General features: G+C 49.8%; 14 protein-coding genes, 1 other RNA gene and 1 CRISPR repeat array. Of the genes, 6 read left to right on the top strand and 9 right to left on the bottom strand.

Annotated elements, in window-relative coordinates; translation table 11 throughout:
- Window positions 1-45: 45 nt before the first annotated feature.
- The 9 genes from mraY to rsmI form a co-directional block, all read right to left on the bottom strand.
- Window positions 46-1,128 carry a phospho-N-acetylmuramoyl-pentapeptide-transferase gene (mraY, locus tag J7439_RS07390; RefSeq protein WP_209201188.1) on the bottom strand — a complete coding sequence of 361 codons (1,083 nt, stop codon included), beginning with the start codon at window positions 1,126-1,128 and terminating at the stop codon, window positions 46-48.
- A complete protein-coding gene (locus J7439_RS07385; protein ID WP_209201187.1) occupies window positions 1,128-2,588 on the bottom strand; it encodes a UDP-N-acetylmuramoyl-tripeptide--D-alanyl-D-alanine ligase in 1,461 nt (486 codons plus the stop codon). The genes mraY and J7439_RS07385 overlap by 1 nt, the downstream gene beginning before the upstream one ends.
- Complete coding sequence (locus tag J7439_RS07380; protein ID WP_209201186.1) at window positions 2,540-4,123, bottom strand: UDP-N-acetylmuramoyl-L-alanyl-D-glutamate--2,6-diaminopimelate ligase; 1,584 nt, start codon at window positions 4,121-4,123, stop codon at window positions 2,540-2,542. Before J7439_RS07380 ends, J7439_RS07385 begins: the two co-directional genes overlap by 49 nt.
- An 11-nt stretch (window positions 4,124-4,134) precedes the next feature.
- Complete coding sequence (locus J7439_RS07375; RefSeq protein WP_502950411.1) at window positions 4,135-5,838, bottom strand: peptidoglycan D,D-transpeptidase FtsI family protein; 1,704 nt, start codon at window positions 5,836-5,838, stop codon at window positions 4,135-4,137.
- A 128-nt stretch (window positions 5,839-5,966) separates the two neighbouring features.
- Window positions 5,967-6,266 carry a cell division protein FtsL gene (ftsL, locus tag J7439_RS07370; protein WP_209201184.1) on the bottom strand — a complete coding sequence of 100 codons (300 nt, stop codon included), beginning with the start codon at window positions 6,264-6,266 and terminating at the stop codon, window positions 5,967-5,969.
- Between the two features lie 11 nt (window positions 6,267-6,277).
- Window positions 6,278-7,213, bottom strand: a complete 936-nt coding sequence (gene rsmH, locus J7439_RS07365; protein ID WP_209201210.1) for a 16S rRNA (cytosine(1402)-N(4))-methyltransferase RsmH — start codon at window positions 7,211-7,213, stop codon at window positions 6,278-6,280.
- A gap of 110 nt (window positions 7,214-7,323) precedes the next feature.
- Window positions 7,324-7,779 (bottom strand): division/cell wall cluster transcriptional repressor MraZ, encoded by a 456-nt coding sequence (gene mraZ / locus J7439_RS07360; RefSeq protein WP_209201183.1) that lies wholly within the window; start codon window positions 7,777-7,779, stop codon window positions 7,324-7,326.
- Between the two features lie 455 nt (window positions 7,780-8,234).
- Window positions 8,235-8,643, bottom strand: an RNA gene (gene rnpB / locus J7439_RS07355) — RNase P RNA component class A.
- 269 nt (window positions 8,644-8,912) lie between these two features.
- Window positions 8,913-9,758, bottom strand: a complete 846-nt coding sequence (gene rsmI / locus J7439_RS07350) for a 16S rRNA (cytidine(1402)-2'-O)-methyltransferase (RefSeq protein ID WP_209201209.1) — start codon at window positions 9,756-9,758, stop codon at window positions 8,913-8,915.
- A gap of 267 nt (window positions 9,759-10,025) precedes the next feature.
- Here rsmI and J7439_RS07345 point away from each other — a divergent pair, with 267 nt between their 5' ends.
- The 6 genes from J7439_RS07345 (at window position 10,026) to csy3 (ending at window position 23,392) form a co-directional block, all read left to right on the top strand.
- On the top strand, window positions 10,026-11,237 hold the full coding sequence (locus tag J7439_RS07345; RefSeq protein ID WP_209201182.1) for a hypothetical protein: 1,212 nt from the start codon (window positions 10,026-10,028) through the stop codon (window positions 11,235-11,237).
- 210 nt (window positions 11,238-11,447) lie between these two features.
- Window positions 11,448-15,196: direct repeats of the CRISPR family, unit length 28 nt; unit sequence TTTCTAAGCTGCCTGTGCGGCAGTGAAC.
- Window positions 15,197-15,531: 335 nt separating this feature from the next.
- On the top strand, window positions 15,532-16,473 hold the full coding sequence (gene cas1f, locus J7439_RS07340) for a type I-F CRISPR-associated endonuclease Cas1f (protein WP_209201181.1): 942 nt from the start codon (window positions 15,532-15,534) through the stop codon (window positions 16,471-16,473).
- 6 nt (window positions 16,474-16,479) lie between these two features.
- On the top strand, window positions 16,480-19,815 hold the full coding sequence (gene cas3f, locus J7439_RS07335) for a type I-F CRISPR-associated helicase Cas3f (protein WP_209201180.1): 3,336 nt from the start codon (window positions 16,480-16,482) through the stop codon (window positions 19,813-19,815).
- Window positions 19,816-20,057: 242 nt separating this feature from the next.
- Window positions 20,058-21,422 (top strand): type I-F CRISPR-associated protein Csy1, encoded by a 1,365-nt coding sequence (gene csy1 / locus J7439_RS07330; protein WP_209201179.1) that lies wholly within the window; start codon window positions 20,058-20,060, stop codon window positions 21,420-21,422.
- Window positions 21,419-22,354, top strand: coding sequence for a type I-F CRISPR-associated protein Csy2 (gene csy2, locus J7439_RS07325; protein ID WP_209201178.1), 936 nt, complete (start codon window positions 21,419-21,421; stop codon window positions 22,352-22,354). The genes csy1 and csy2 overlap by 4 nt, the downstream gene beginning before the upstream one ends.
- 18 nt (window positions 22,355-22,372) lie before the next feature.
- The gene (csy3, locus tag J7439_RS07320; RefSeq protein ID WP_209201177.1) at window positions 22,373-23,392 is read left to right on the top strand and encodes a type I-F CRISPR-associated protein Csy3; all 1,020 of its coding nucleotides are present in this window, start codon (window positions 22,373-22,375) and stop codon (window positions 23,390-23,392) included.
- Window positions 23,393-23,394: the final 2 nt, after the last annotated feature.

Here is a 23,394-nt window from a genome sequence, read left to right as displayed (position 1 = left end):
TAACAAGAGTGCTTCTTGTCACAATCCCGTTACCTTTAAAACCCGTTATCGAATTTTCAACGATGCCAGTCCAATCAGAACCAGCACAATGGTAATAATCCAAAAGCGCACGATGACCCGGGGTTCAGGCCACCCTTTCAACTCAAAGTGGTGATGCAGCGGTGCCATGCGAAATATACGACGACCGGTTAACTTGTAGGAGCCCACCTGCAAAATGACTGAGACCGTTTCCATAACAAAAACACCGCCCATAATAATCAGCACGATTTCCTGGCGAACGATAACAGCAACAACCCCGAGGGCAGCACCCAGCGCAAGAGCACCCACATCGCCCATAAAGACCTGGGCCGGGTAGGTGTTAAACCAGAGAAAACCAAGGCCTGCCCCGGCGATGGCAGCACAAAATACCATCAGCTCTCCGGCTCCAGGCACCGCAGGAATCAGCAGGTACTGGGCAAAAGTTGCATGTCCACTCAGATAGGCAAAAACTGCCAGGGCTGAAGCCACCATCACTGTGGGCAAAATAGCCAGACCATCCAGGCCATCCGTCAGGTTAACGGCATTACTGGAACCGACAATGGTCAGGTAGGCCAGCACCACAAAAAATGGCCCCAGCTGCAACGTGACATTTTTGAAAAAGGGAATAATCAGGGTTGTTTCTGTCGCGGATGGCGCAGTAAAAAACAGGAAAAAAGCCGCGCCAAGGCCAGCAACCGATTGCCAGAACATTTTCCAGCGAGCCGGCAGACCACGGGAGTTCTTTTCAACCACTTTGCGGTAATCATCCACCCAGCCAACCGCACCGAAAATACCGGTAACGAGCAGCACAACCCAGACGTAGCGGTTACTCAGATCGGCCCATAGCAAGGTGCTGATGGCAATACAGATAAGAATCAGGGCACCACCCATGGTCGGGGTGCCAGCCTTGCTTAAATGGCTTTGCGGACCATCATCACGGACAGCCTGGCCAATCTGGTAAAAACTCAGCTTGCGAATAAAGTGAGGCCCAAGCCATAAGCTCATGGCCAGAGCCGTGAGGACCCCGAGAATACCCCGCAACGTGAGGTACTTGAACACCAGAAATCCATGGTAATACTGGGCTAAATAATCTGCCAGCCAGACCAGCATCAGGCATCTCCCTTGTAATCAGACCCAATCAGAGCCTGGATAATGTCCAACATCTTCATCCCTTTTGATCCTTTCACCATGACAGCCATACTGTCGCTGTTAGTAATGCTCTGAAGCTGTGCTTTCAGAAAGGCAATCAACTCGCTTTTATCATCGAAGTGCTGTCCGCTGCCAAAGGCTTCACTGGCCAGGCGTGCAGAAGGCCCGAAACTCAAAAACTGCTGGATACCCAATTCTTGCGCATAGCGGCCGATGTCCCGATGGCGTTCATCGGATATCTCACCCAGGTCCAGCATGTCACCCAGAACCATAATGGTCCTGCCTCCACAGTCCGCCAGTTGCTCCAGTGCCGCCAGCGTCGCTTTCGGGTTGGCATTGTAAGTTTCATCAATCAGGACCGCACCGGACGAGTGTACAAAGCGTTGTCCACGCCGCTGATAAGGTCGGGCATTTTCCAGCCCACGGGCAATAATGTCCAGCGACAAGCCACAGGCCAGTGCAACCGCCGCCGCACAACAGGCATTCGTCACCTGGTAGCGACCCCAGAATGAAAGCTGCAGCGATTGTTGCTCTGACTGCTGCCCATGTCTGCGAATATGTAACGTGAATCGGGTGCCTTCCTGATTGGGCGTGATATCACTGGCAAAGCAGTTCGCCTCAGAACTCTGGGCACTGAAACTGATAATGTGTCGACCGGACTTTTGCAGAACCCGTTCACACCACTGACCGTAGAACCGGTCATCCATATTCAGAACTGCTGTACCATCGTCTGGCAGAGCATCCAGAATAAAACCTTTTTCCCAGGCAACCCCTTCAACACTCTTCAAATCCGCCAGATGGGTTTCAGCGGCATTGACGATCACGGATACGTCGGGGCTACCCATATTGGCAATGTATTCAATTTCTCCGGGAGCACTGGTACCCATCTCAACCACGGCAAACTGATGGGATCCGTTGATTCTTAACAACGTTAAGGGTGTGCCCAACGCATTATTGAGGTTGCCCTGCGTTGCCAGTGTAGGGCCAGCTTCCGAGAAAATGGCCAGCAACATCTCTTTGACCGATGTTTTTCCGCAGGAACCGGTAACACCGACCAGACACCCGGCAAAGTGATTGCGATTGGCAGCCCCCAACAGCCCAAGTGCCTGTTCGGAATTTGCTACCACAATCTGCGGCAGAGCGGCACCCGTGACATAGTGTTCTGTCAGGGCAGCAACAGCACCTGCCGCCTGCGCCTGGCCCAGGTAATCGTGGCCATCGAATCGGGGACCTTTAATGGCAATAAAAAGATCACCCGGCTGCAATGTTCGGGTATCAATACTGACACCGGTGACTGACAGCTCACCATTTGGCAGATCATGCAACTGACCGTTAACAATCTCGGCAACCTCGGAAAGGGGCAACGCTTCAATCATGCCTGCACGCCCTCTTGAACATTTTGCGACCGAACGCCTGTGCATTGCGATTGCAATACCAGCTGCACCTGCTCTGCATCATCGAAGTGATGTCGAACACCATCAATTTCCTGATAATTTTCATGCCCCTTGCCCGCGATGACGATAATGTCACCGGCACTGGCGGAAGCAATTGTGGAACGGATGGCTTCAGAGCGATCCGCAATCACTTGAATACGCCGACGGTCATTCTCTGTAATACCGTCCAGCGCATCAGCAATGATCTGGAGGGGATCTTCAGTTCTGGGATTATCACTGGTCAGCACTGCCTTATCCGCACCGTTCAAAGCGGCGAACGTCATCAAAGGCCGTTTACCTCTGTCCCGGTCACCACCACACCCATATATACAGACAATATTCCCGGCGTCTTGTTCGCAATCTTTTGCGGAAAGCATCATTCTCTCTATTTGCGCACGGTGCTCACGCAATGAAGAAAGCACACTGTCAATGGCATCCGGCGTATGGGCATAATCAACCAGCACCAGCGGCTGACCGTCGCCGCCAAACCGCTGCATCCTGCCGGGAGGGGCAGAAATCGCCGGAATGGCCGCCAGAAGGCGATCAAGTGCATATCCCTGAACACCCAACGCAGCAATAACCGCCAACAGATTTTCCAGGTTAAAACGCCCCAGCAATGAAGTAGCCAGTGTACCCACACCCCAGGGCGTATGAAGGGTTGCCCTGAAACCTTGTGGTAACGTCTCAATGTTACTGAGATACACATCTGCCGAAGCATCTTCCAGGGACCAGGTGGTGATATTGGCATTCTGTGGGCAGGAGGAAAGCATCAGCGGTGAAAACTCATCGTCCTTGCCAATAACCGCATACCGGTAGGTACACTCGGAAAACAGCCGGGCCTTGGCCACTGCGTAGCTTTCCAGGGAACCGTGATAATCCAGATGATCACGACTGATATGGGTAAACAGCGCCACCTCAAAAGAGACACCGGACACCCGCCCCTGGTCAAGCCCGTGGGATGACACTTCCATGGCCAGCGCCTCTACGCCATCCGATACCAGTTGCCCCAGGTACTGCTGCAGAGAAATCACATCACTGGTGGTATTTAAGGAAGCCTCCATCTGCCCCGGCATCCCGCGCCCCACTGTGCCCATCAATGCACAGGGCTTGCCCAGCTGCCCGAGGATTTCAGAGATAAACCAGCAACAGGAGGTTTTGCCATTGGTGCCGGTAACACCAATAATGTTCAGTTGTTCAGAAGGTTGCCGATAAAAACGATCAGCCAGAGATCCCACCTTGCCTCTGAGGCCCGGAACAAAAAAAACGGACTCATTACCTGCCGCTGCAGACAGATCAAACCCTTCACTATCATCCACCAGCACCGCTGCGGCACCTTTTTTCAGGGCATCGGCTATGTAGTTGCGGCCATCGGACTGAATACCGGGAATCGCAATAAACAACTCACCCCCGGTAATCTTGCGACTATCGAGGGTCATATGATTCAGCTTCTTGTCTACCGCTACCACCGGTAGCTGCAGTTCGGCAAGCACGCCATTAAGAGTATTCTCTTGCTCAGCTGTCATTGCTTTTCGCTTTAACCTTCTTCCAATGGTGTAGAAATTTGCTCATCCCGATCATGGGGATTAAATACCATACGCCGATCTGCCCCCGGATTACCTAACTCACCGGGCTCAACCCCCAGCATTCGCAGCGCCCCGGCTGCCACCCTGGAGAATACCGGCGCGGCGATCAGGCCACCGTAATAGTTCTTGCCAGAGGGGTCATCAATAATGACCACCATGGCAAACCGTGGATTATCAATAGGTGCCAAACCGGCAAACATACCTATGTAGCGATCCTTGATATAACCGTTTGGCCCCACCTTTCTGGCCGTTCCGGTTTTCCCGCCAACCTCAAAGGCATCGATCATCGCCCGGCCACCGGTTCCGCCATGGACCACCTCACGAAGCATTTTTCTCAAATCATCAGCAATCTGCTGATCCATTACCCGAACTCCATCGGGCACCACATCTCTCTTGATCAGGGAGACCGGGCGCATTATTCCACCAGAGCCAAGTACGGTATAGGCCTGAGCCAGTTGCAACGGTGTCACCGTCAAACCGTAGCCAAAGGATAAGGTGGCAATCTCAATATCACTCCAGCGATCCCGATAGGGCAAATAGCCCGGATTTTCACCGGGAAAACCGGTTCCGGTGCTTTGACCAAGGCCCACCCTCTGGAGCAAATCCAGCACCTTGTCCGGGCCAATGGCCAGTGCCATTTTTGAAACCCCGACATTACTGGACTGTCTCAGCACAGTGGTCACATCAATAGCACCGTAATTCCGGTGATCCTTTACCTGATCCCTGCCAAGTCGCAGGTAACCGGGTGCGGTATTAATCACTGAGTCTTTGTGAAACTGACCAGACTCCAGGGCAGCCGCTACCGCAAAAGGTTTCATTGTGGAACCCGGCTCGACCATATCGGTCACCACCCGGTTGCGCATCTTATGGGCCTGCATATCTGCCCGGTTATTCGGGTTGTAGGCAGGCTGGTTAACCATTGCCAGCACTTCCCCGGTCTTGACATCCAGCATAATCAAAGAACCGGCCTTGGCCTTGTGCTGCTCAACCGCCTTTTTCAACTCACGGTAGGCCATATACTGAAGCCTCAGATCAATACTGAGCATCAGTTCCTTGCCGGGGCTGGCACTTTTCATCAGCTCAGCCTGTCGGGCAAGCTGACCTTTACGGTCTTTCAGCACCCTTCGCTGACCAGGCTCGCCGGACAGCCAATCATTGTAGGCTAACTCCAGGCCTTCCTGACCAGACTCATCGATATTGGTAAAACCCACCAGATGGGCGGTCACCTCGGCAGCAGGATAGTAGCGCCGGTGCTCATTGATCGCCCGGACACCCGGCACTCTCAATGCCATGACCTTTGCCCCCTGCTCCGGAGTCAGCTGCCGTTTGAGGTAGATAAAATCCCTGGTTTTGGCCGCTTGTACGCGATCCGACAACCACTTATGGGAAACTCCCAACGCCTTTGCCAGCACCTGCCAGCGGTCACTGGCCTGATACAGCACTTCAGGGTCAGCCCAGATCGTTACAACCGGCGTGCTGACCGCCAGAGGGTCGCCATTGCGGTCAAAAATTACGCCCCTGTGCGCAGCCACTGACTCATAGCGAACAGAACGTTTATCACCTTCATTTTGCAGAAAGTGTCGATCCAGCAATTGCAAATCGACAATCCGGTAACCAATAGCCAGCCCTGCCAACAGCAGGACGGACTGCAGCATTTTCAGTCGCCACTTCCGGGTCAGGCCATTCACCACACGGCCAATCCAGATAGACCCCTTGCCAGCTTTGCTCTGGGCAGCTGACCGGTTTCGCTGTGATACTTTCTGTCCCTGAGTTCGCCCCTGAATCATGGCAGAACCATCTCTATCTGGCTGGTCTTTGGCACATCCATGCCCAGTTTCTCCCTGGCAACCTGTTCAATTTTTCCCGGTGATGTCAGTGTGCTGTGTTCCAGCAACAACTTACCCCACTCAACCTGTGCGCTGTTCCGGTTCTCCAGCTCCTGCTGAATCCGGTTATTCAGAAGACGGTTCTCGTAGGAAACATACCCCACAGACAATCCCGACAATATCACCAGTAACAACAGCAAAAGGGCAGCACCATAAGAGCGAATAAGATGCATACACACCAGAAGACCACTATCCATCAGGCCCATCATCAAACCAGCTTTTCTGCCACACGCATAACCGCACTTCGTGCCCTGGGGTTTTCCTGCACTTCCTGCCTGGAAGGTTTGATCGCCTTGCCCAGACTTTTCATCCGTCGATTCAACTGATCTTCTGTTACCGGCAGCCAGCTTGGCAGCTCATCCCCCTTTTGATGCTTGCGGATAAACCGTTTTACAATTCTGTCTTCCAATGAGTGAAAGCTGATAACCACCAGTCGGCCACCGGGCTTCAATTTTTCCAGGGCCCGATCCAGGCAAAGCACCAGATCCTCAAGCTCCCGGTTGATATGGATTCTGATGGCCTGAAACGCACGGGTCGCCGGGTGCTTACCCTTCTCCCTGGTGGGGCAGGCCGCAGCAATAATATCGGCAAGCCGCCGGGTGGTCAGAATCGGTTCAATATCCCTTTCCCTGACAATGGCTCTGGCCATCCTCCGGGAAAAGCGGTCTTCGCCATACTCCCAGATTACCCGGCTGATCTCCTGCTCCTCCGCCCGTGCCAGCCAGCCAGCGGCAGTCTCGCCATCCTGGTGATTCATCCGCATATCCAGAGGCCCCTCTTGCATAAAACTGAAACCTCTTTCCGGATCATCCAGCTGGGGTGAAGAAACCCCAAGATCCAGCAAAATCCCATCCACTAACTGATCACTGTGCACGGAGTCCACATCGGTAAAAGAACCATGATGAATTGCAAAGCGTGGGTCATCGCTGGCCAGCTGGACACCGGTGGCAATGGCCAATGGATCTTTATCAATACCCACCAGCCGTCCCTGCTCTGTCAGGGCGTTCAAAATCAAACGACTGTGGCCGCCTCTGCCAAAAGTGCCGTCGACATAGACTCCGGAAGGATCAGTCAGCAACGCATCGACAGCCTCATTCAGCAGCACTGTTTTATGTACATGGTTAGCCACCTCATTTCCGGGCATTACCATTTTATGGCCACCTTTATCACCACCTGCCTGACCACCAACACGATTTAACGATTTCATACACTTTTCACAAAGCTTTCTTAACTCAAAAACAGCAAAAAAATGATTTACAAAGAGAGCGACTGCAATTCCATCGGAATCTCTTCTGATTCACTGGCTTCTTTCAGATATTGGTCGCGGCGCTCATTCCAGCAACGTTCATCCCAAAGCTCGAATTTCTTGCCCTGACCCAGCAAAATACTGTGCTTTTCAAGACCTGCGTAGTCACGCAACAGTGGAGGGATAAGAATACGCCCATTGCCGTCCAGCTCTACATCGGTGGCGTGACCAATCAAGAGCCTCTGAATCCGGCGGGTCATTGAATGAAAACTGGGAAGCGCTTCAATTTTCTGCTGAATAAGCTCCCACTCATCCAATGGATAAATCAGCAAGCAAGGTTCGTCGGTGTCAATCGTTGCCACCAGAGCACCACCGCAGCGATCCCGCAACACCTGCCGATATCGGGCTGGTATGGCAAGACGCCCTTTGGCATCCAGATTAATGGCATTCACACCGCGAAACACATTACCTTCTCCCTGGTCCCCGAACCCCTGAAAACCTTAAAGCAATCATCACTTATAAAAAGCACTAATGAGAGCCAACTCCATTCGGCCACCCAATTCGCCCCACAATAATCCACTTTACACCACTAAAGCACACTATAGGAATCTGAAAAACCCACGTCAAGCAGGGGTTCTACCTCTTCCCCGTCATTATTGGACAACCCAATAAAAGAACAGTTTGAAAAATGAATAGCGAAAGCCTTTAAACAAAGGGCAAAACAGAATCTATGAAGGAATTAAAGAACTATGGTTCTATTTTTTTAAAGACAGCAACATCGGGCGCAAAACACTTTTATTGCGATAAAGACTTTCGATTTAAAGACAGTGAGACAAAGACAGAAACACGTCCCGTGGCAACAGACACCCTGACAACCACAAAAACGATCAGGAAAAGCAAACTTGAAGCGGAAAAAAGAGTCGCGAGCCAGCCTGTAAGCCGGGTTCTGTCCAGCCTGCCAAAGCAGGCCTGGGCAGTCATTCATCTGGGATGTCTGTCACCAGACACCTCAAGCAACCTACCCGAATCCAGTGCGGGTCACACCTATAGGATTCCTATTTGGTCTTGCTCCAGGCGGGGTTTACCGTGCCATGGACTGTTACCAGCCATGCGGTGCGCTCTTACCGCACCCTTTCACCCTTACCGGCCAATTTCTTTTCAACAAACATTGAAAAGAGCACTGGCTTAGGCGGTCTACTCTCTGCTGCACTTTCCGTAGGCTTTCGCCCCCCAGGCATTACCTGGCGCCCTACCCTCTGGAGCCCGGACTTTCCTCCCTTCACTCTGATCAAACAACCAGAATAAACAGCGACTGCCCGGCCAGCTCGCGGCGGAGAATATTACTTGTGAAATCTGCAATAATCAACAGTAACAACAAATCACTCGGTTCCGGGATTGGCAAAAACTGTTATTCATATCTCCAATTGCAGCAAAAACCCACTTATGATTTGTCCCGGAATACCGTCATCATTTTACTTGGCCTGGTAAAAAGCCGCTGCCCACAAAAGCACATTTCGGGTAGCGGGCGGCGGGAAGCGGGAAGCGGGAAGCGGGAAGCGGGAAGCGTCTATTGCAGGACAACTCCCGTGATCAGCAACTACTCCCCCTTCTTCATGTCCAACCCCAATTCATAGAGGTCTTTCTTTCTCAACCCGGTCAGATCAGCGACCACGGCAGCCGCTTTTTTTATGGGTAAATCCAGTAACAGACGTTGCAGCATTTTTGCAATGTCCGGGCTGATTTCAGAATCTTCTTCCTCCTTAAAGCCCTCGATCAGCACCACAAACTCGCCACGCTGCTGATTGGCATCGGATTGCAAAACGGCCTGAATCTCAGACACCGTCCCGGTCAACACGGTTTCAAAGGTTTTCGTGATTTCCCGGGCAAGAGCTATGTACCGGTCACCACCCAGCACCATTTCCAGATCTTCCAGAAGTTCCATAATACGGTGTGGCGACTCATAAACCCCCCAGGTACTGGAAAAAGCCGCCAACGATTCTATTCGCTTGCGACGCCCCGCCCCTTTCGCGGGCAGAAAACCTTCAAAATAAAAACGGTCCGTGGGCAAACCACTGACTGACAGCGCGGCGATAAATGCACAGGCCCCGGGTATGGGAACCACCCGAAATCCCGCCTCTCTCACCGACCGGACCAGATAAAAGCCAGGATCAGAAATTAACGGCGTACCGGCATCACTGATCAGGGCAATGGTTTCCCCCGCCTGCATACGTCGCACAATCATTCCGGCCTGATGTCGTTCATTGTGGTCATGACAGGGAATCAGCGGAGTATCAATACCAAAGTGATTCATCAAACGCTTACTGTGCCGGGTATCCTCTGCGGCAATAACGTCAACCTGACGAAGCACCTCTATGGCCCTGGGCGTCATATCACCCAGATTACCCATTGGTGTAGAGACTATATAAAGAAGCGAGTCAGACATGACAATAAAGAACCGATATGAATTTTCAGGCAGTAGCTTACCATTTTGATCACGACACATCCGAAAAAAATCCAGACAGAATCAGAACTCTGATTACCATTCAGGCAGAAGACTTTAGCCCCGGCAAGGAACATGAACACCTGCAAGGGAATAAGTCACCAGAAGCCATTGTGAACGCACGAACCCAGGTTAGTGTACGGAACTTTTTTTTAATCAATAGGTCAATTTATGGTGAATGCTTTTTTCCTGCAATTACTGAGATGAGCTATGATCCGGGATATTTCTACTTCCACCTGTTTTAACACTGATGCTCCACCCACTTATCAGGAAGCAATCGATGACAGTCTTTATTCAATTGAACAGCTGGCAAAAAAATTTATTCTCAACGCCGAAGCAATCCGTAAATCCAAACGAGGGGACATTAGGCAATGCCAAAAATCACTGTTTGCCAGAATGGTCAAGCAATTAAATGAGCGCATCCCCAGACCTTTCATACTCCCGACTGAACTGAGCGTACTAACCAACCCAAAGGATTTTAGCCATTGCGATTGGAAAGAGTGGCAAGACAACGTCGACCAGAAGGTTTTTGATCAGGGATATGATGCCATCGAAGAAATAGGAGACAAGATCGGATCGGAGGACACAGCAAAACTTCTGTTTGAATTTTTACCATCATTGGACCCGGAGTATTATGACTTTTATTCTGTCACTTCTATTTTGGATAAAAAGAGGCCTTTTCAGCAGGTGGCCGGGCTAATGCGAGGCCGATGTATACCCGCAAAAGACTTTATTATGAAAGCTATCTCAATGGGACTGGTGGAAGAAGAACTTGTTAACAAGATATACGCTTGGGGTTTTAAGGATCAAGCCAGTTCAGTAAATGATGAAACACCGAATAACCAGCTGCCGGATTACAATACTTCATGCAACCAACCTGAGGTTGCCTCAGCCTGCGATCTGGCTGGAGAATTCATAACAACAGCTATTACCAGCGGGAGAGATACTGATGCCGGTAAAACTGAGCTAATGCATCAGTTTACTTCCTATCTAAATGAAACTCACAGATGTAATATCCGTGTCATAGGTGTTAATCCAGGGCAGTTCGGTAAGAATCCGACCCAAGTGATTAAGTCAGATTGGTCAAACTGGCAAAAGGCCGTTTATCAAGAAGTCGAAAAAAACAAAACCTGGATACCACGAAACGAAAAAACCATTGACAAGGTTGAAAATATATTATTAAAAAGCAACCTTGACTTTGACATCCTGTACACTGTTTTTCAGTCAAATCCTGATATTCTTGATTTGAACTTCAAACCTGAGAAAAATGTACGCTACAGTGAAGATTTACTTAAGTCATCGTTCATGTTTTGTGGAGGCGCTTGTCAACCAGTAACTAAAATCATCACTGGTTTGATTGAGTCAGGCTGTTTAACCAAAAAAACCATTAATAAGATTTATTCACTGGGTATCAAATCTTAAAAATACAGGTTACCAAGGCTGAACAAGATCGGCACTTCAGTTTAATTAAAAAACTGCTGACGTGTATCACCGACTCTGATTTGCCCAAGATCGCTGAACAGCCTTGCTTTACTATACGACAGGAAATATTCCGCCTCTGGATTTTATCCTCTCAATGATTGCAGCCTTGGCTGGAGTTGGAAACTTTGATACCCGGGTTGTTTGTTCGCTTTTCTGAGTTGCTTGTGAGGCAGTGAATATTGGGGCTTTCACTTCTACGCGGGTAGTCATTTGGAGGGCTGCCTGTGCGGCAGTGAACAATCAAGACTACATCGCAGGCGTCAAAATAGATTTCTAAGCTGCCTGTGCGGCAGTGAACCTACCAAGGGTCAAGGTGACGCCAGCGCTGAATTTCTAAGCTGCCTGTGCGGCAGTGAACTGGTCCACGGCATGGCCAGAAACCGGTTAACATTTCTAAGCTGCCTGTGCGGCAGTGAACTGATCTTAATTATACCGGCGAGTACGACGATGTTTCTAAGCTGCCTGTGCGGCAGTGAACTCTGGCATTTGAAACAGTTCTTTTACAGCTATTTTCTAAGCTGCCTGTGCGGCAGTGAACCCCATAGCATCAGACAAGGGGCGCAAATACTTTTTCTAAGCTGCCTGTGCGGCAGTGAACTATCGGCCCTGCGGTAATTTAGGGTATGGAAATTTCTAAGCTGCCTGTGCGGCAGTGAACGGTCAGGTGGACGCTGTTCGTGATGCCGAGCTTTTCTAAGCTGCCTGTGCGGCAGTGAACCCAGCCCTATAGGCAGATAGAGTAACACCAAATTTCTAAGCTGCCTGTGCGGCAGTGAACAGCGGGTTTTGCTGGCCATGTCCTTTCTCTGTTTTCTAAGCTGCCTGTGCGGCAGTGAACGCGAACAGGAAGACCTTGAAGACTACCTGCACTTTCTAAGCTGCCTGTGCGGCAGTGAACGGACTACTGGTACCCGGGCATCACCGCCGACTTTTCTAAGCTGCCTGTGCGGCAGTGAACTTTGATACACCAGGCAAGGTGCAGCCGGTACTTTTCTAAGCTGCCTGTGCGGCAGTGAACTGAGAGACAAACGGATATACGACGCATTCAAATTTCTAAGCTGCCTGTGCGGCAGTGAACGCTGCTATCCGCCAGGCCTTGAGCCTGAAAGATTTCTAAGCTGCCTGTGCGGCAGTGAACCTGGCATTGGCTGCCTGCTCAATTCGCTGCATTTTCTAAGCTGCCTGTGCGGCAGTGAACGTCCCGAACCAGTATCCTCTCCCCTCCGTGTATTTCTAAGCTGCCTGTGCGGCAGTGAACTTGTCCGGCACCGCTGGCGGCGGATTGGTGGCTTTCTAAGCTGCCTGTGCGGCAGTGAACCACCAGACTCAAAGCAGGCATAAAAAAATCATTTTCTAAGCTGCCTGTGCGGCAGTGAACAAAGCGATACGAAAAGCGAACCAAGCAGAGCATTTCTAAGCTGCCTGTGCGGCAGTGAACGTTTTCTTGAAGCATTTTGTGGAACTCCGAAATTTCTAAGCTGCCTGTGCGGCAGTGAACATTTCCAGAGGATAAAGAGGAATTTGAAAAATTTTCTAAGCTGCCTGTGCGGCAGTGAACACCAGCAGTACATTCAAACGGTTTGTTTCCAATTTCTAAGCTGCCTGTGCGGCAGTGAACTTCAGCTCTCGCATATCCATCAGATCGGGCAATTTCTAAGCTGCCTGTGCGGCAGTGAACTAGGTGGTGAAGTATCGGAAATTCCTGTTAATTTTCTAAGCTGCCTGTGCGGCAGTGAACCAAGGCTTCTTTGTTGGTGTCTGCCAGGCTGTTTTCTAAGCTGCCTGTGCGGCAGTGAACGATGACTATGCCCTGTCCTTGCGGGCCTTGCTTTTCTAAGCTGCCTGTGCGGCAGTGAACGGGTCTGGAAACTACTGTGTTTAAACCACTCATTTCTAAGCTGCCTGTGCGGCAGTGAACTGAATCAGATCAGCAATAACCTGCTTCTTGCATTTCTAAGCTGCCTGTGCGGCAGTGAACTTAGGCTTTTGTCTGGCAGGCACGTCCCTAAATTTCTAAGCTGCCTGTGCGGCAGTGAACTCCGGCATAGTGCGCCAGTTCATCCGCCGTCATTTCTAAGCTGCCTGTGCGGCAGTGAACATCCAGCCTTCCTTTTTGGCCTTCTTGCGAATTTTCTAAGCTGCCTGTGCGGCAGTGAACAGCGTTTTGTAAAGAATCGCTAGGGGTTGTTATTTCTAAGCTGCCTGTGCGGCAGTGAACTTTTCTTCTGATGCTGGTTCATGTATCTGATATTTCTAAGCTGCCTGTGCGGCAGTGAACGCTGACTCGTATAGATGAGCAGAGAAACGAATTTTCTAAGCTGCCTGTGCGGCAGTGAACTAATTCACTGGCTGATTACCTGTGTACCACTTTTTCTAAGCTGCCTGTGCGGCAGTGAACTACCCGCGTCGGTTTGAGTTGTTATTGTTGGGTTTCTAAGCTGCCTGTGCGGCAGTGAACGAACTCTAAAAATTATCTCTATGTGGGGTGTATTTCTAAGCTGCCTGTGCGGCAGTGAACCGTTGGAAGCTGTTGTTATATGCGAGCAGCAATTTCTAAGCTGCCTGTGCGGCAGTGAACAGTAATAGTTGCGCCAGACGTGCTTCGCCAGATTTCTAAGCTGCCTGTGCGGCAGTGAACAGGAGACCATGCCGGGATTCATACGGAAAACCTTTCTAAGCTGCCTGTGCGGCAGTGAACATTGATACCCAGATACTGGCGCAATACCTGACTTTCTAAGCTGCCTGTGCGGCAGTGAACTTATTCGTTGCCTTGCCTGCTTGCTTACACACTTTCTAAGCTGCCTGTGCGGCAGTGAACAAAGGGTGGGATAAGGAACGGCTGACCCCGAATTTCTAAGCTGCCTGTGCGGCAGTGAACTACAAGGGTTGGGATCTGGAACATATCAAACATTTCTAAGCTGCCTGTGCGGCAGTGAACGAAAACGTGATATGCTTTGTCAGTTTCACTGGTTTCTAAGCTGCCTGTGCGGCAGTGAACCCCAACTCCTTGCGGTAGGTTTCCTCCAGCATTTTCTAAGCTGCCTGTGCGGCAGTGAACGGGATGCCTCTCTCACTGCCTGTATGCTTTCTTTTCTAAGCTGCCTGTGCGGCAGTGAACATCACCAAAAATCTTAGCTTGTTTTGAGTTCATTTCTAAGCTGCCTGTGCGGCAGTGAACTTTACATCTGTATGGGACACCGCTTGCACCTTTTTCTAAGCTGCCTGTGCGGCAGTGAACGACTGCATGGGGTTTCGGTGTCGTCATTAACTTTTCTAAGCTGCCTGTGCGGCAGTGAACACCTTCGGGTTTGGTCGTCTCCATAATCTTTATTTCTAAGCTGCCTGTGCGGCAGTGAACGAATCATTCCTTCCATGAATGAAAGCATTGAATTTCTAAGCTGCCTGTGCGGCAGTGAACTTCTTCTTCAATTACAACGATCTGCCGGAAGCTTTCTAAGCTGCCTGTGCGGCAGTGAACTTTAGCGAGTTCCGCTTTTTCTTCCAGTGACATTTCTAAGCTGCCTGTGCGGCAGTGAACTTACGAAGCGGGGATGCGTAGCCCAAACGGAATTTCTAAGCTGCCTGTGCGGCAGTGAACGACCACTACGAATTAAGAGAGGTCGCATAAGCTTTCTAAGCTGCCTGTGCGGCAGTGAACAAGCTGTTGTTATGCGCCGAGTGGCACGAAATATTTCTAAGCTGCCTGTGCGGCAGTGAACGTTTGAGCAACTGGACCAGCAAACCAGAATCATTTCTAAGCTGCCTGTGCGGCAGTGAACCCAGCCTATCGTCAAGCCTGTAAGAAGCTGCGTTTCTAAGCTGCCTGTGCGGCAGTGAACCCGAAAGCAGTCAAGCTGGTTGTCCGTAAGCATTTCTAAGCTGCCTGTGCGGCAGTGAACCAGAGTTCTGAGTATAACCTCCCCCGTATTTAAAGGGATAGAACTCTAAAAAGGCTTTTTGACCCAAAAAATAACACCATCTGTAACCACTTGATTTATAAGCTCCATTTTTTTGCCCCAGAAAAAGGGTGAAATATAGAACTCAGATCAATTGAATCAATATTCACTCACCGGCACAATGCACTAAGGTTCACCCTGCCAGCTGGGCAGCATAAATTGCAAAACAAGGCAGATAAGTTGATCAAAATACAAGCAGCGTTTCCCTCTATCTCTGCTACCCATAAGCATCTGACGCGTAGAATGAACGATAGAGTTCAGCACAGGAGTATCTCACAATGGAAGTGCTGACTGATCTCAAGGCGATTCTGCATTCCAAAAGGGCCAATATCTATTACCTGGAAAAGTGCCGGATCATGCAGAAGGATGGTCGGGTGCTCTATCTCACCGAAGCCAAAAATAATAACCAGTATTGGAATATCCCCATTGCCAATACCACCTGCCTGCTATTGGGAAACGGAACCTCCATCACCCAGGCGGCTGTTCGTATGCTGGCTTCCGCTGGTGTGTTAATTGGCTTTTGCGGTGGCGGCGGCACTCCCTTACTTATGGCAAATGAAGTGGAATGGTTATCGCCGCAAAGTGAATATCGCCCCACGGAATACATGCAAGGCTGGATGCAGTTCTGGTTTGATGACCAGAAACGATTGCAGGCAGCCAAACAATTGCAGCTCGCCAGAATTCAGTTTATGAAAACCATCTGGAGCAAAGACCGGGACCTTAAGAGTGAAGGCTTTCTCATTGATATCATAATGCCTGAGCTTGAGAGTACTGAAAGCACAATCAACAAGGTAGGTAAAGTCAATGATTTGCTACAGGCAGAGGCCCGGCTGACCAAGACGTTGTATAAGTTTGCAGCACGGCAAACCGGTTATGGCTCATTTACCCGTGAACGCAGCGCAGAAGATCAGGCCAACAGCTTTTTGAATCATGGTAATTATCTGGCTTACGGACTGGCAGCAACCACGCTTTGGGCATTAGGTATCCCTCACGGCTTTGCAGTCATGCACGGCAAAACCCGGCGGGGAGCCCTGGTATTTGATGTAGCTGATCTCATCAAGGATACGCTGGTTCTTCCATGGTCGTTTATATGTGCGAAGGAAGGTGCCACAGAGCAAGAGTTCCGGCAACAGTGTTTGCAGGCTTTTACGGATCATAAGGCTCTGGATGTTATGTTTGACCAGGTAAAAGCAATCGCCTTGAAATCTGACTGGGAGTAATCAGCCATGATGGTCACCTTTATCTCCCAGTGCGAAAAAAATGCCCTGAAAAAAACACGACGGGTTCTGGATGCTTTTGCGGATCGAATTGGTGACAACACCTGGCAAACCATTATTACTCAGGATGGATTAAACGCCGTTAAAAAACTGCTGAGAAAAACAGCGACCAAAAGCACAGCAGTCAGCTGTCACTGGCTTCGGTCACGGTCGCGCAGTGAGCTGGTTTGGGTGGTGGGCAAACGCAATGCCTTTAGTAACAAAGGCCTGGTGCCAGTCAATCAAACCCGGCGAACTCTGATTGGCACAGAGTGGGAAAACAGCTGGGCTATGGCAACCTCTATACAGATTGTTGCCGTACTCGCTGCACTCCTGCATGACCTGGGTAAAGCAACGGTTGGATTCCAGCGAAAACTTAAAGAATCCGGGAATCAACAATCGGACCCTTACCGTCACGAGTGGCTATCCCTGCGCCTTTTTGAAGCACTGATTTCTGGCTGCTCGACGGATAAGGAGTGGCTGGCAAGGTTATGCAACCTTCCCGTCTATTTCAAACAGCACCCCAATTGGGTTGACTCCCTTTACAACGACTATGCACACAAGAATAGATCCAAAGGTATTGCCCATCTTCCCCCATTGGCACAACTGGTTGCCTGGTTGACGGTTACCCACCACCGACTCCCTTGTGATGACAGGCATAATTTCAGAGAAAGGGAGAAACTGCGCCATCAATCCAAATTTTTGGGACTGGATATTGCTCGCTTCTACAAACGACTGTCTGCTTATAACTACTGGGTTTTCTCGGAAAAAGCGCAAAATGAACGCAATGACGTGGGCGATTTTTGGCGCTTTTCCGCTCAGGCCACAGACAGCCTGGTGTGGCAGAAAACCGTGAAGCGCTGGGCAACTAAAGCATTAAACCATCCTCCGCTCTTGAACTTACCGGAAACAAATAATCCACTGTTGATGCATTTGGCGCGTTTATGTCTTATGGTGGGTGACCATAACTACTCCAGCCTGCCTGCGGATGACCAACGCCGCGTCACCGGCGACCAAAGCCTTACAACGTCACTGATCGCTAATACTGATCGCCAGTCAAAACAACCAAAACAAGCGTTGGATGAACACTTGCTGGGGGTTGCCCGGTTTACGGGTGATTTTGCGCGATTACTACCACGGTTTGCCCACGAACTGCCGTACCTCGAAGATATCAGCCCATTTTCCAAACGTACTTCAACGCCAAGGTTTCAGTGGCAAAACCAAAGTTGGAACCTGGTGAAAAAGCATCAGAAAGAGGCTCGTCAGCAAGGCTTCTTTGGTGTGAACCTGGCCAGCACTGGCTGTGGTAAAACCTTGGGCAATGCACGGATTATGGCCGCACTCGCTGATCCCGAGCGGGGCCCCCGCTTTACCATTGCCCTGGGCTTGCGGGTATTGACCCTTCAGACAGGGATAGCTCTGCGGGAAAGACTAAACCTGGATGATACCGAACTGGCTATCCTGGTTGGTGGTGCAGCACAACGCACTTTGTTTGATTTACAGCAGCAGGCGGCAGAGGAGAGTTCAGAGGATAACGGCAGTGAATCAGCCAGCGATCTGATTATCGATAAACTCGACTACGAAAACTGTGTACTGGATAAATCAACCCTGGGAACCATTATTCAAGACCCAAAAGCCAGCGACCTGCTCTATGCACCGGTGGTTTCCTGCACTGTTGACCACATTATCAGCGCCACAGAAACGCTGCGCGGTGGACGACATATTGTGCCAATCCTCCGCCTGCTGACCAGCGATCTTATTCTTGATGAGCCGGATGACTTTGATCAAAATGACCTGCCTGCCCTGAGTCGTCTGGTGCATATGGCAGGTATGATGGGGAGTAATGTCCTGCTCTCTTCGGCAACCCTGACACCCGATCTGGTTCAAGGGCTCTATGTAGCCTACCAGAAAGGTCGCCAGCTATGGCAGCTCAACCAGAATGGGAAAAGCACAGGGGTCTACTGTGCATGGTTTGATGAATTCCACCAGCATATTGAGCCATGCAGTAACGAACAAACCTTTGCCGAACGCCATACACAATTCACTCGCAAGCGTATTAAAGCGTTGAACGCGCTGCCACCGAAACGTGTGGGAGAGATTCTGCCCACAGCACTTCCCCGGGCAACTGAGGAGGAAAAAATTCACAACCGCACTCTGGCCCAAATTATTACCGATGCCTGTACGCGCCTGCACAATAACTACCATGAAACCTGCCCTGCAAGTGACAGAACCGCCAGTGTTGGACTGATACGGATGGCCAATATTGATCCGATGGTTGATCTGGCCAGGGCACTGTACCAGTCACCGTTGCCAAAGAATATCCAACTACACATCTGCTGTTATCACGCCCGTCAATTGCTCTTTTTACGCAGTCGGCTGGAACATAAGCTGGATCGCATTCTTAACCGGAATAATGGTAAGAATCTGTTTGACCATCCGGAAATTACCAACGCCGTTCACAGTGGTGATAAAAAACATCATATTTTTATCGTTCTCGCCACAGCCGTTGCTGAAGTGGGTCGGGATCACGATTACGACTGGGCCATTATTGAGCCATCATCCATGCGCTCAATCATTCAGCTGGTTGGGCGAGTCTGGCGACACCGGCCAGACAAGGTAGTGACCGAAGCCAATGTGCTGATTCTTGATAGCAATATCAAAGCCCTGCAGGCCGGGAGTACTTTGGGGGTCGGCGTCCCCGTCTTCCTGCGGCCCGGATTTGAGAGCAACAACCATCTTCTCAATAGTCATCGCTGCTCCGATGACCTGATTACTGATCAGCAGCTGGCCAATATCAATTCGATCCCCCGAATAGCCAGGCCCGCTCATCTCCAGCCAACCCAACGGCTAGCCGACCTTGAACACGCGGTTATGGCTGATCTGCTCAACGCAACGGGTACCAACGTTGTCAATGCCTTCTGGCAGAACAACAGTGCAGCACAGGCCAACACCCATATGCAGCGGGCGACGCCATTTCGATACGATCCGATACCGCAAGTTGATGTTGTTGCGGTGCCTGACGAGGACTCCTGTTCAGGTATTCGATTCCGTTACGCAGAAAAAGCCTGGGAGAATCCCTTAGGGCAGGACAGTATAAACAGCAAGTTTGCTTATCAAGAGTTTGTACCGGAAAGTACCACAAGCCAGCCATGGCTAGTCAGTGATTACCACACGGCACTGGATGATCTCTGTGCACAACTGGGTAACGAATCATCACTAAAGACGGCTATCCGCTTTGCTTCTATACGATTGGCTAAAGAGAGGAGCTGGTGCTTCCATCCATGGTTTGGATTCTGGCCAAGCTAAGCCTGCCATACAAAAAAGAGCTTCCAACAGAAAGCCCTTCAGGAGTCTGCCTGTTCGGCAGTAATTTGTGCGTAAAGAACCGCACTTGCATTTTATAAGCTGCCTGCTCGGCAGAGGGTGAAAGTCTAACACAGCCATAAAAATTTGTAGGTCTTTATAAAATCTTTAGAAACGCACATGCATGGCAAAAATAATTTGCTATACTGTCATTCCTTTTGAGCAAGTAGAGGTGAAGATAAGCCATGGAGTCAATCACACGTGATGACGTCATCCAGGCTATTGATCAGTATCTTAGCGAGCAGCTCCAGAGCAAGCTGGAGCCAGAACAGAAGAAACTGGACAAGGCAGAGCCTGGCAGCGATTCAGAAGCAAATATTCTCAAATCTATAGAGAATACAAAGCATAAATATTCCAAGCCCATGCGAATGGAAGTATTCGCAACGAAGCTAGCTAAACAGCTAACATTTGGATCTCATTTTTCAAAGGGTATCCACCCAGACTCAAAAGGGGATAACATTAACTTCCGCCCCCAAAACAACCTTCCCAATGGAATTGTCGGCTCACAACAAGCTTTGGGGAATGAGTTGGATGCCAGTGGAAACTCTGCGGCCTTGCCATTAGCTGATTTTTTTGACATCCAAATTCAGGGAAATAAGCTCCGGGACCTGCTAATCGGAAAACATCCATCTTTGGAAGGAGTTTTTTCTGATGACATAGCGGCTTCAAAAAAATATCAAGAGAGTTTTTATAACTCTCTGACTAGCACACAGGAATCGCCAAAAGCATCAGGAGTTAACAAACAACTACTTTGGCCTATGCAAAATGCGATAAAAGAAGATAGTTACCATAACCTTCTACCTCTTCATCCAACCATTTTAATTTACAAAGCATTTACTAAAATTGAAAATGCACGCAACAGTGAAGACAATAAAAAAAATAAAACTAATAGATATAAGAAAAGTAGCGAATCAGCCCCCTATGTCACCACTTCGTCAATTGCAAAATGTATCCTGGGTGGAGGAGGCTTTTTAAAATCGAGAAATGTGAGCGCAATAACTGGTCTGCAGGGTGGTGTTAACCTGCTGCTTGAATCCCTGCCACCCACCTATTCCCGACAGCAAGATTTTTCTCTAAGCAAACGACAAGAAAGCTTCTTTAGCAGGAGTATGGCTTATCACTGTTATGAAGCTTTGCAGATGCTGTATGCAGTCATCGAGGCTGCCAACAGCAACAAGGATATCCGCGATCAGCGCAAGGAGGCTCTCGACCTTATTCTTGGCCAGATTCTTCAAATGGCAGCCTATGTACAACAAAGTTTTCCTGCAGGATGGAGTGAAAACTACCAGCTAAAAATGGCACACAAACTCTGGCTTGATCCTCTGCGGGCAAACCAGGAGGGTCAAACCGCCTTCAAACAACAGAGGGAAAGAGGTGAATGGGTCCAGACCGTTATGCAGGATTTCGCACTCTGGTTGAATAACCTGCTACAAACCAGATTCAAAAAACAGGCCACAGCCTTTGACGATATGGAATTCATAGAATGGCGACGGGAAATAGAAGCAACCATTAAAGCCAGCCAGCGAAATAATGCGGGAATATTTTCATGAATGATGTGGATTTCTACCTGCATATTTCCCAGATCAAGGTACAAGGTGCCAACGCGATCTCCGGCCCCCTCAGTTATGGTTTTCCTGCCCTGACTGGTTTTTTAGGTGCTGTTCACGCTCTTGAACGTAAAATCCGGTTTCCTGCAAGCCTGACGTTTGACGGCGTATTGATAGCCAGTCATGAGTGCCGGGTAAGGCGTTATCGTCCCCATGCGTTCAGCGATTACACATTAAATCAAAGCCGCAACCCAATCAGGAAAAACGGAGAGACAGCAGCAATAGTCGAAGAAGGCAAGGTTGATATGACCATCAGCCTGGTTCTCCCCATACGCTGTGCAGACTACGATGACGAAGACTGGCTTAATGACAATGAGCAAGCGTTTTGTCACTGGGTCAGCCAAACCCTGCAGCAACAGAGAATGGCCAGTGGCAGTGTGTTTGGTATCAAATCGGTTGAGCTGGTACCGGCAGAAAATCTGGATCAACTAAAAGCCCGCCTGGCACCGGCCTTTATTCTTGTGGAGGCCCGTCAGGAACTGATAGAGATTACCAGGCAGCTACAACAGCAATCACCCGATGCAACCGCTCTGGATGCACTTCTCGAAACGGCGATATTGCATCATATTCCCGAGCAGCGGCCCACCAGGGGTGAAGACAAAGAACCAACCGTGCACTGGAAGACGACCAGTGTCAAACATGGTCGTGGCTGGCTGGTGCCGATATCGGTCGGCTATCAGTCAATCTCACCGCTTTTTGAACCGGAAGCTATGCAACATAGCCGGGCTCCCTACTACCCAAGCCAGTATGTCGAGACACTCTACAGCCTTGGCCGCTGGGTTTTCCCTTATAGCCTCAACTCACTGGATAATGCCTTCTGGCGGATGAACAGCGGTGAAAACGGCTTGTACTTGATTGAGCAAAATGGCAACTGATATCAAAGGAGTTATGCAATGACTAAATTAACAACAGCCTCAGTTCTCGCCTTCGAACGTAATCTGGATATCTCCGATGGGGTATTCAGTCAGTTCAACAGTGAACTGGAGCACCCTCAGGAGTCTGTGATTGCCATTCGCACCAAATCCATTCGGGGCACTATCTCTAATCGTCTGAAAAACAAGGATGCCAGCGACCCGGCAAAGCTGGACGCAAAAATTCAGGTACCTAACCTGCAAACCGTCGATGTAGCCATGTTGAATAATGACAATGACACTCTCAAGGTCAATTTCACCTGCAAGGTTATACCTTTTGATGGCACCCCCAGTGTCTGTAATAACCAACCCTATCAGGCCAAGGTGAAAGAAATTGTTGCTCAATATATTCAGGAGCATGGTGTAGAAGAACTGGCAAGGCGTTACGCAGCCAATATTCTTAACGCCCGCTGGCTGTGGCGTAACCGCATCGGCAGTGAGTCGGTTTCAGTCATTGTGCGCTGTAAAATAGATGGCGCAGAGAAGAGTGTTGCCATCGATAATGCCCGCCAACTGAGCCTGCAGAATTTTGATCACCGGTCCGAAGAAATCACCACTGTCGCTCAATGGATAGCTTCTGGTCTGCGTGGTGAGCATTTTATTCTTCTCAATATTGAAGCTCATGCCCGCCTCGGCTTTGGTCAGGAAGTTTACCCTTCTCAGGAGCTGGTACTGGATACAGGAAAAACCAAGAGCAAAGAGCTCTACGTTGTCAATGAATCCAATCGTCAAGCAGGCATGCACTCGCAAAAAGTCGGTAATGCTATTCGTACCATTGATACCTGGTACAGTGATGATGCAATGATGCCCATCGCCATTGAGCCCTATGGATCTGTAACCACCCTTGGCATGGCCTTCCGGCAGCCAAAGGCAAAGATGGATTTCTACAGCCTGTTTGATAATTGGGTACTCAAGGATAAAGAACCTTCTGTAGAGCAACAGCATTATGTAATGGCTATCCTGATCCGTGGTGGCGTCTTTGGCGAATCCGGCAAGGAGTAATT

Source organism: Salinisphaera sp. G21_0 (assembly GCF_017744115.1).
Lineage (GTDB): Bacteria > Pseudomonadota > Gammaproteobacteria > Pseudomonadales > Endozoicomonadaceae > Endozoicomonas.
This window is presented reverse-complemented; position numbering and strand designations above follow the sequence as displayed.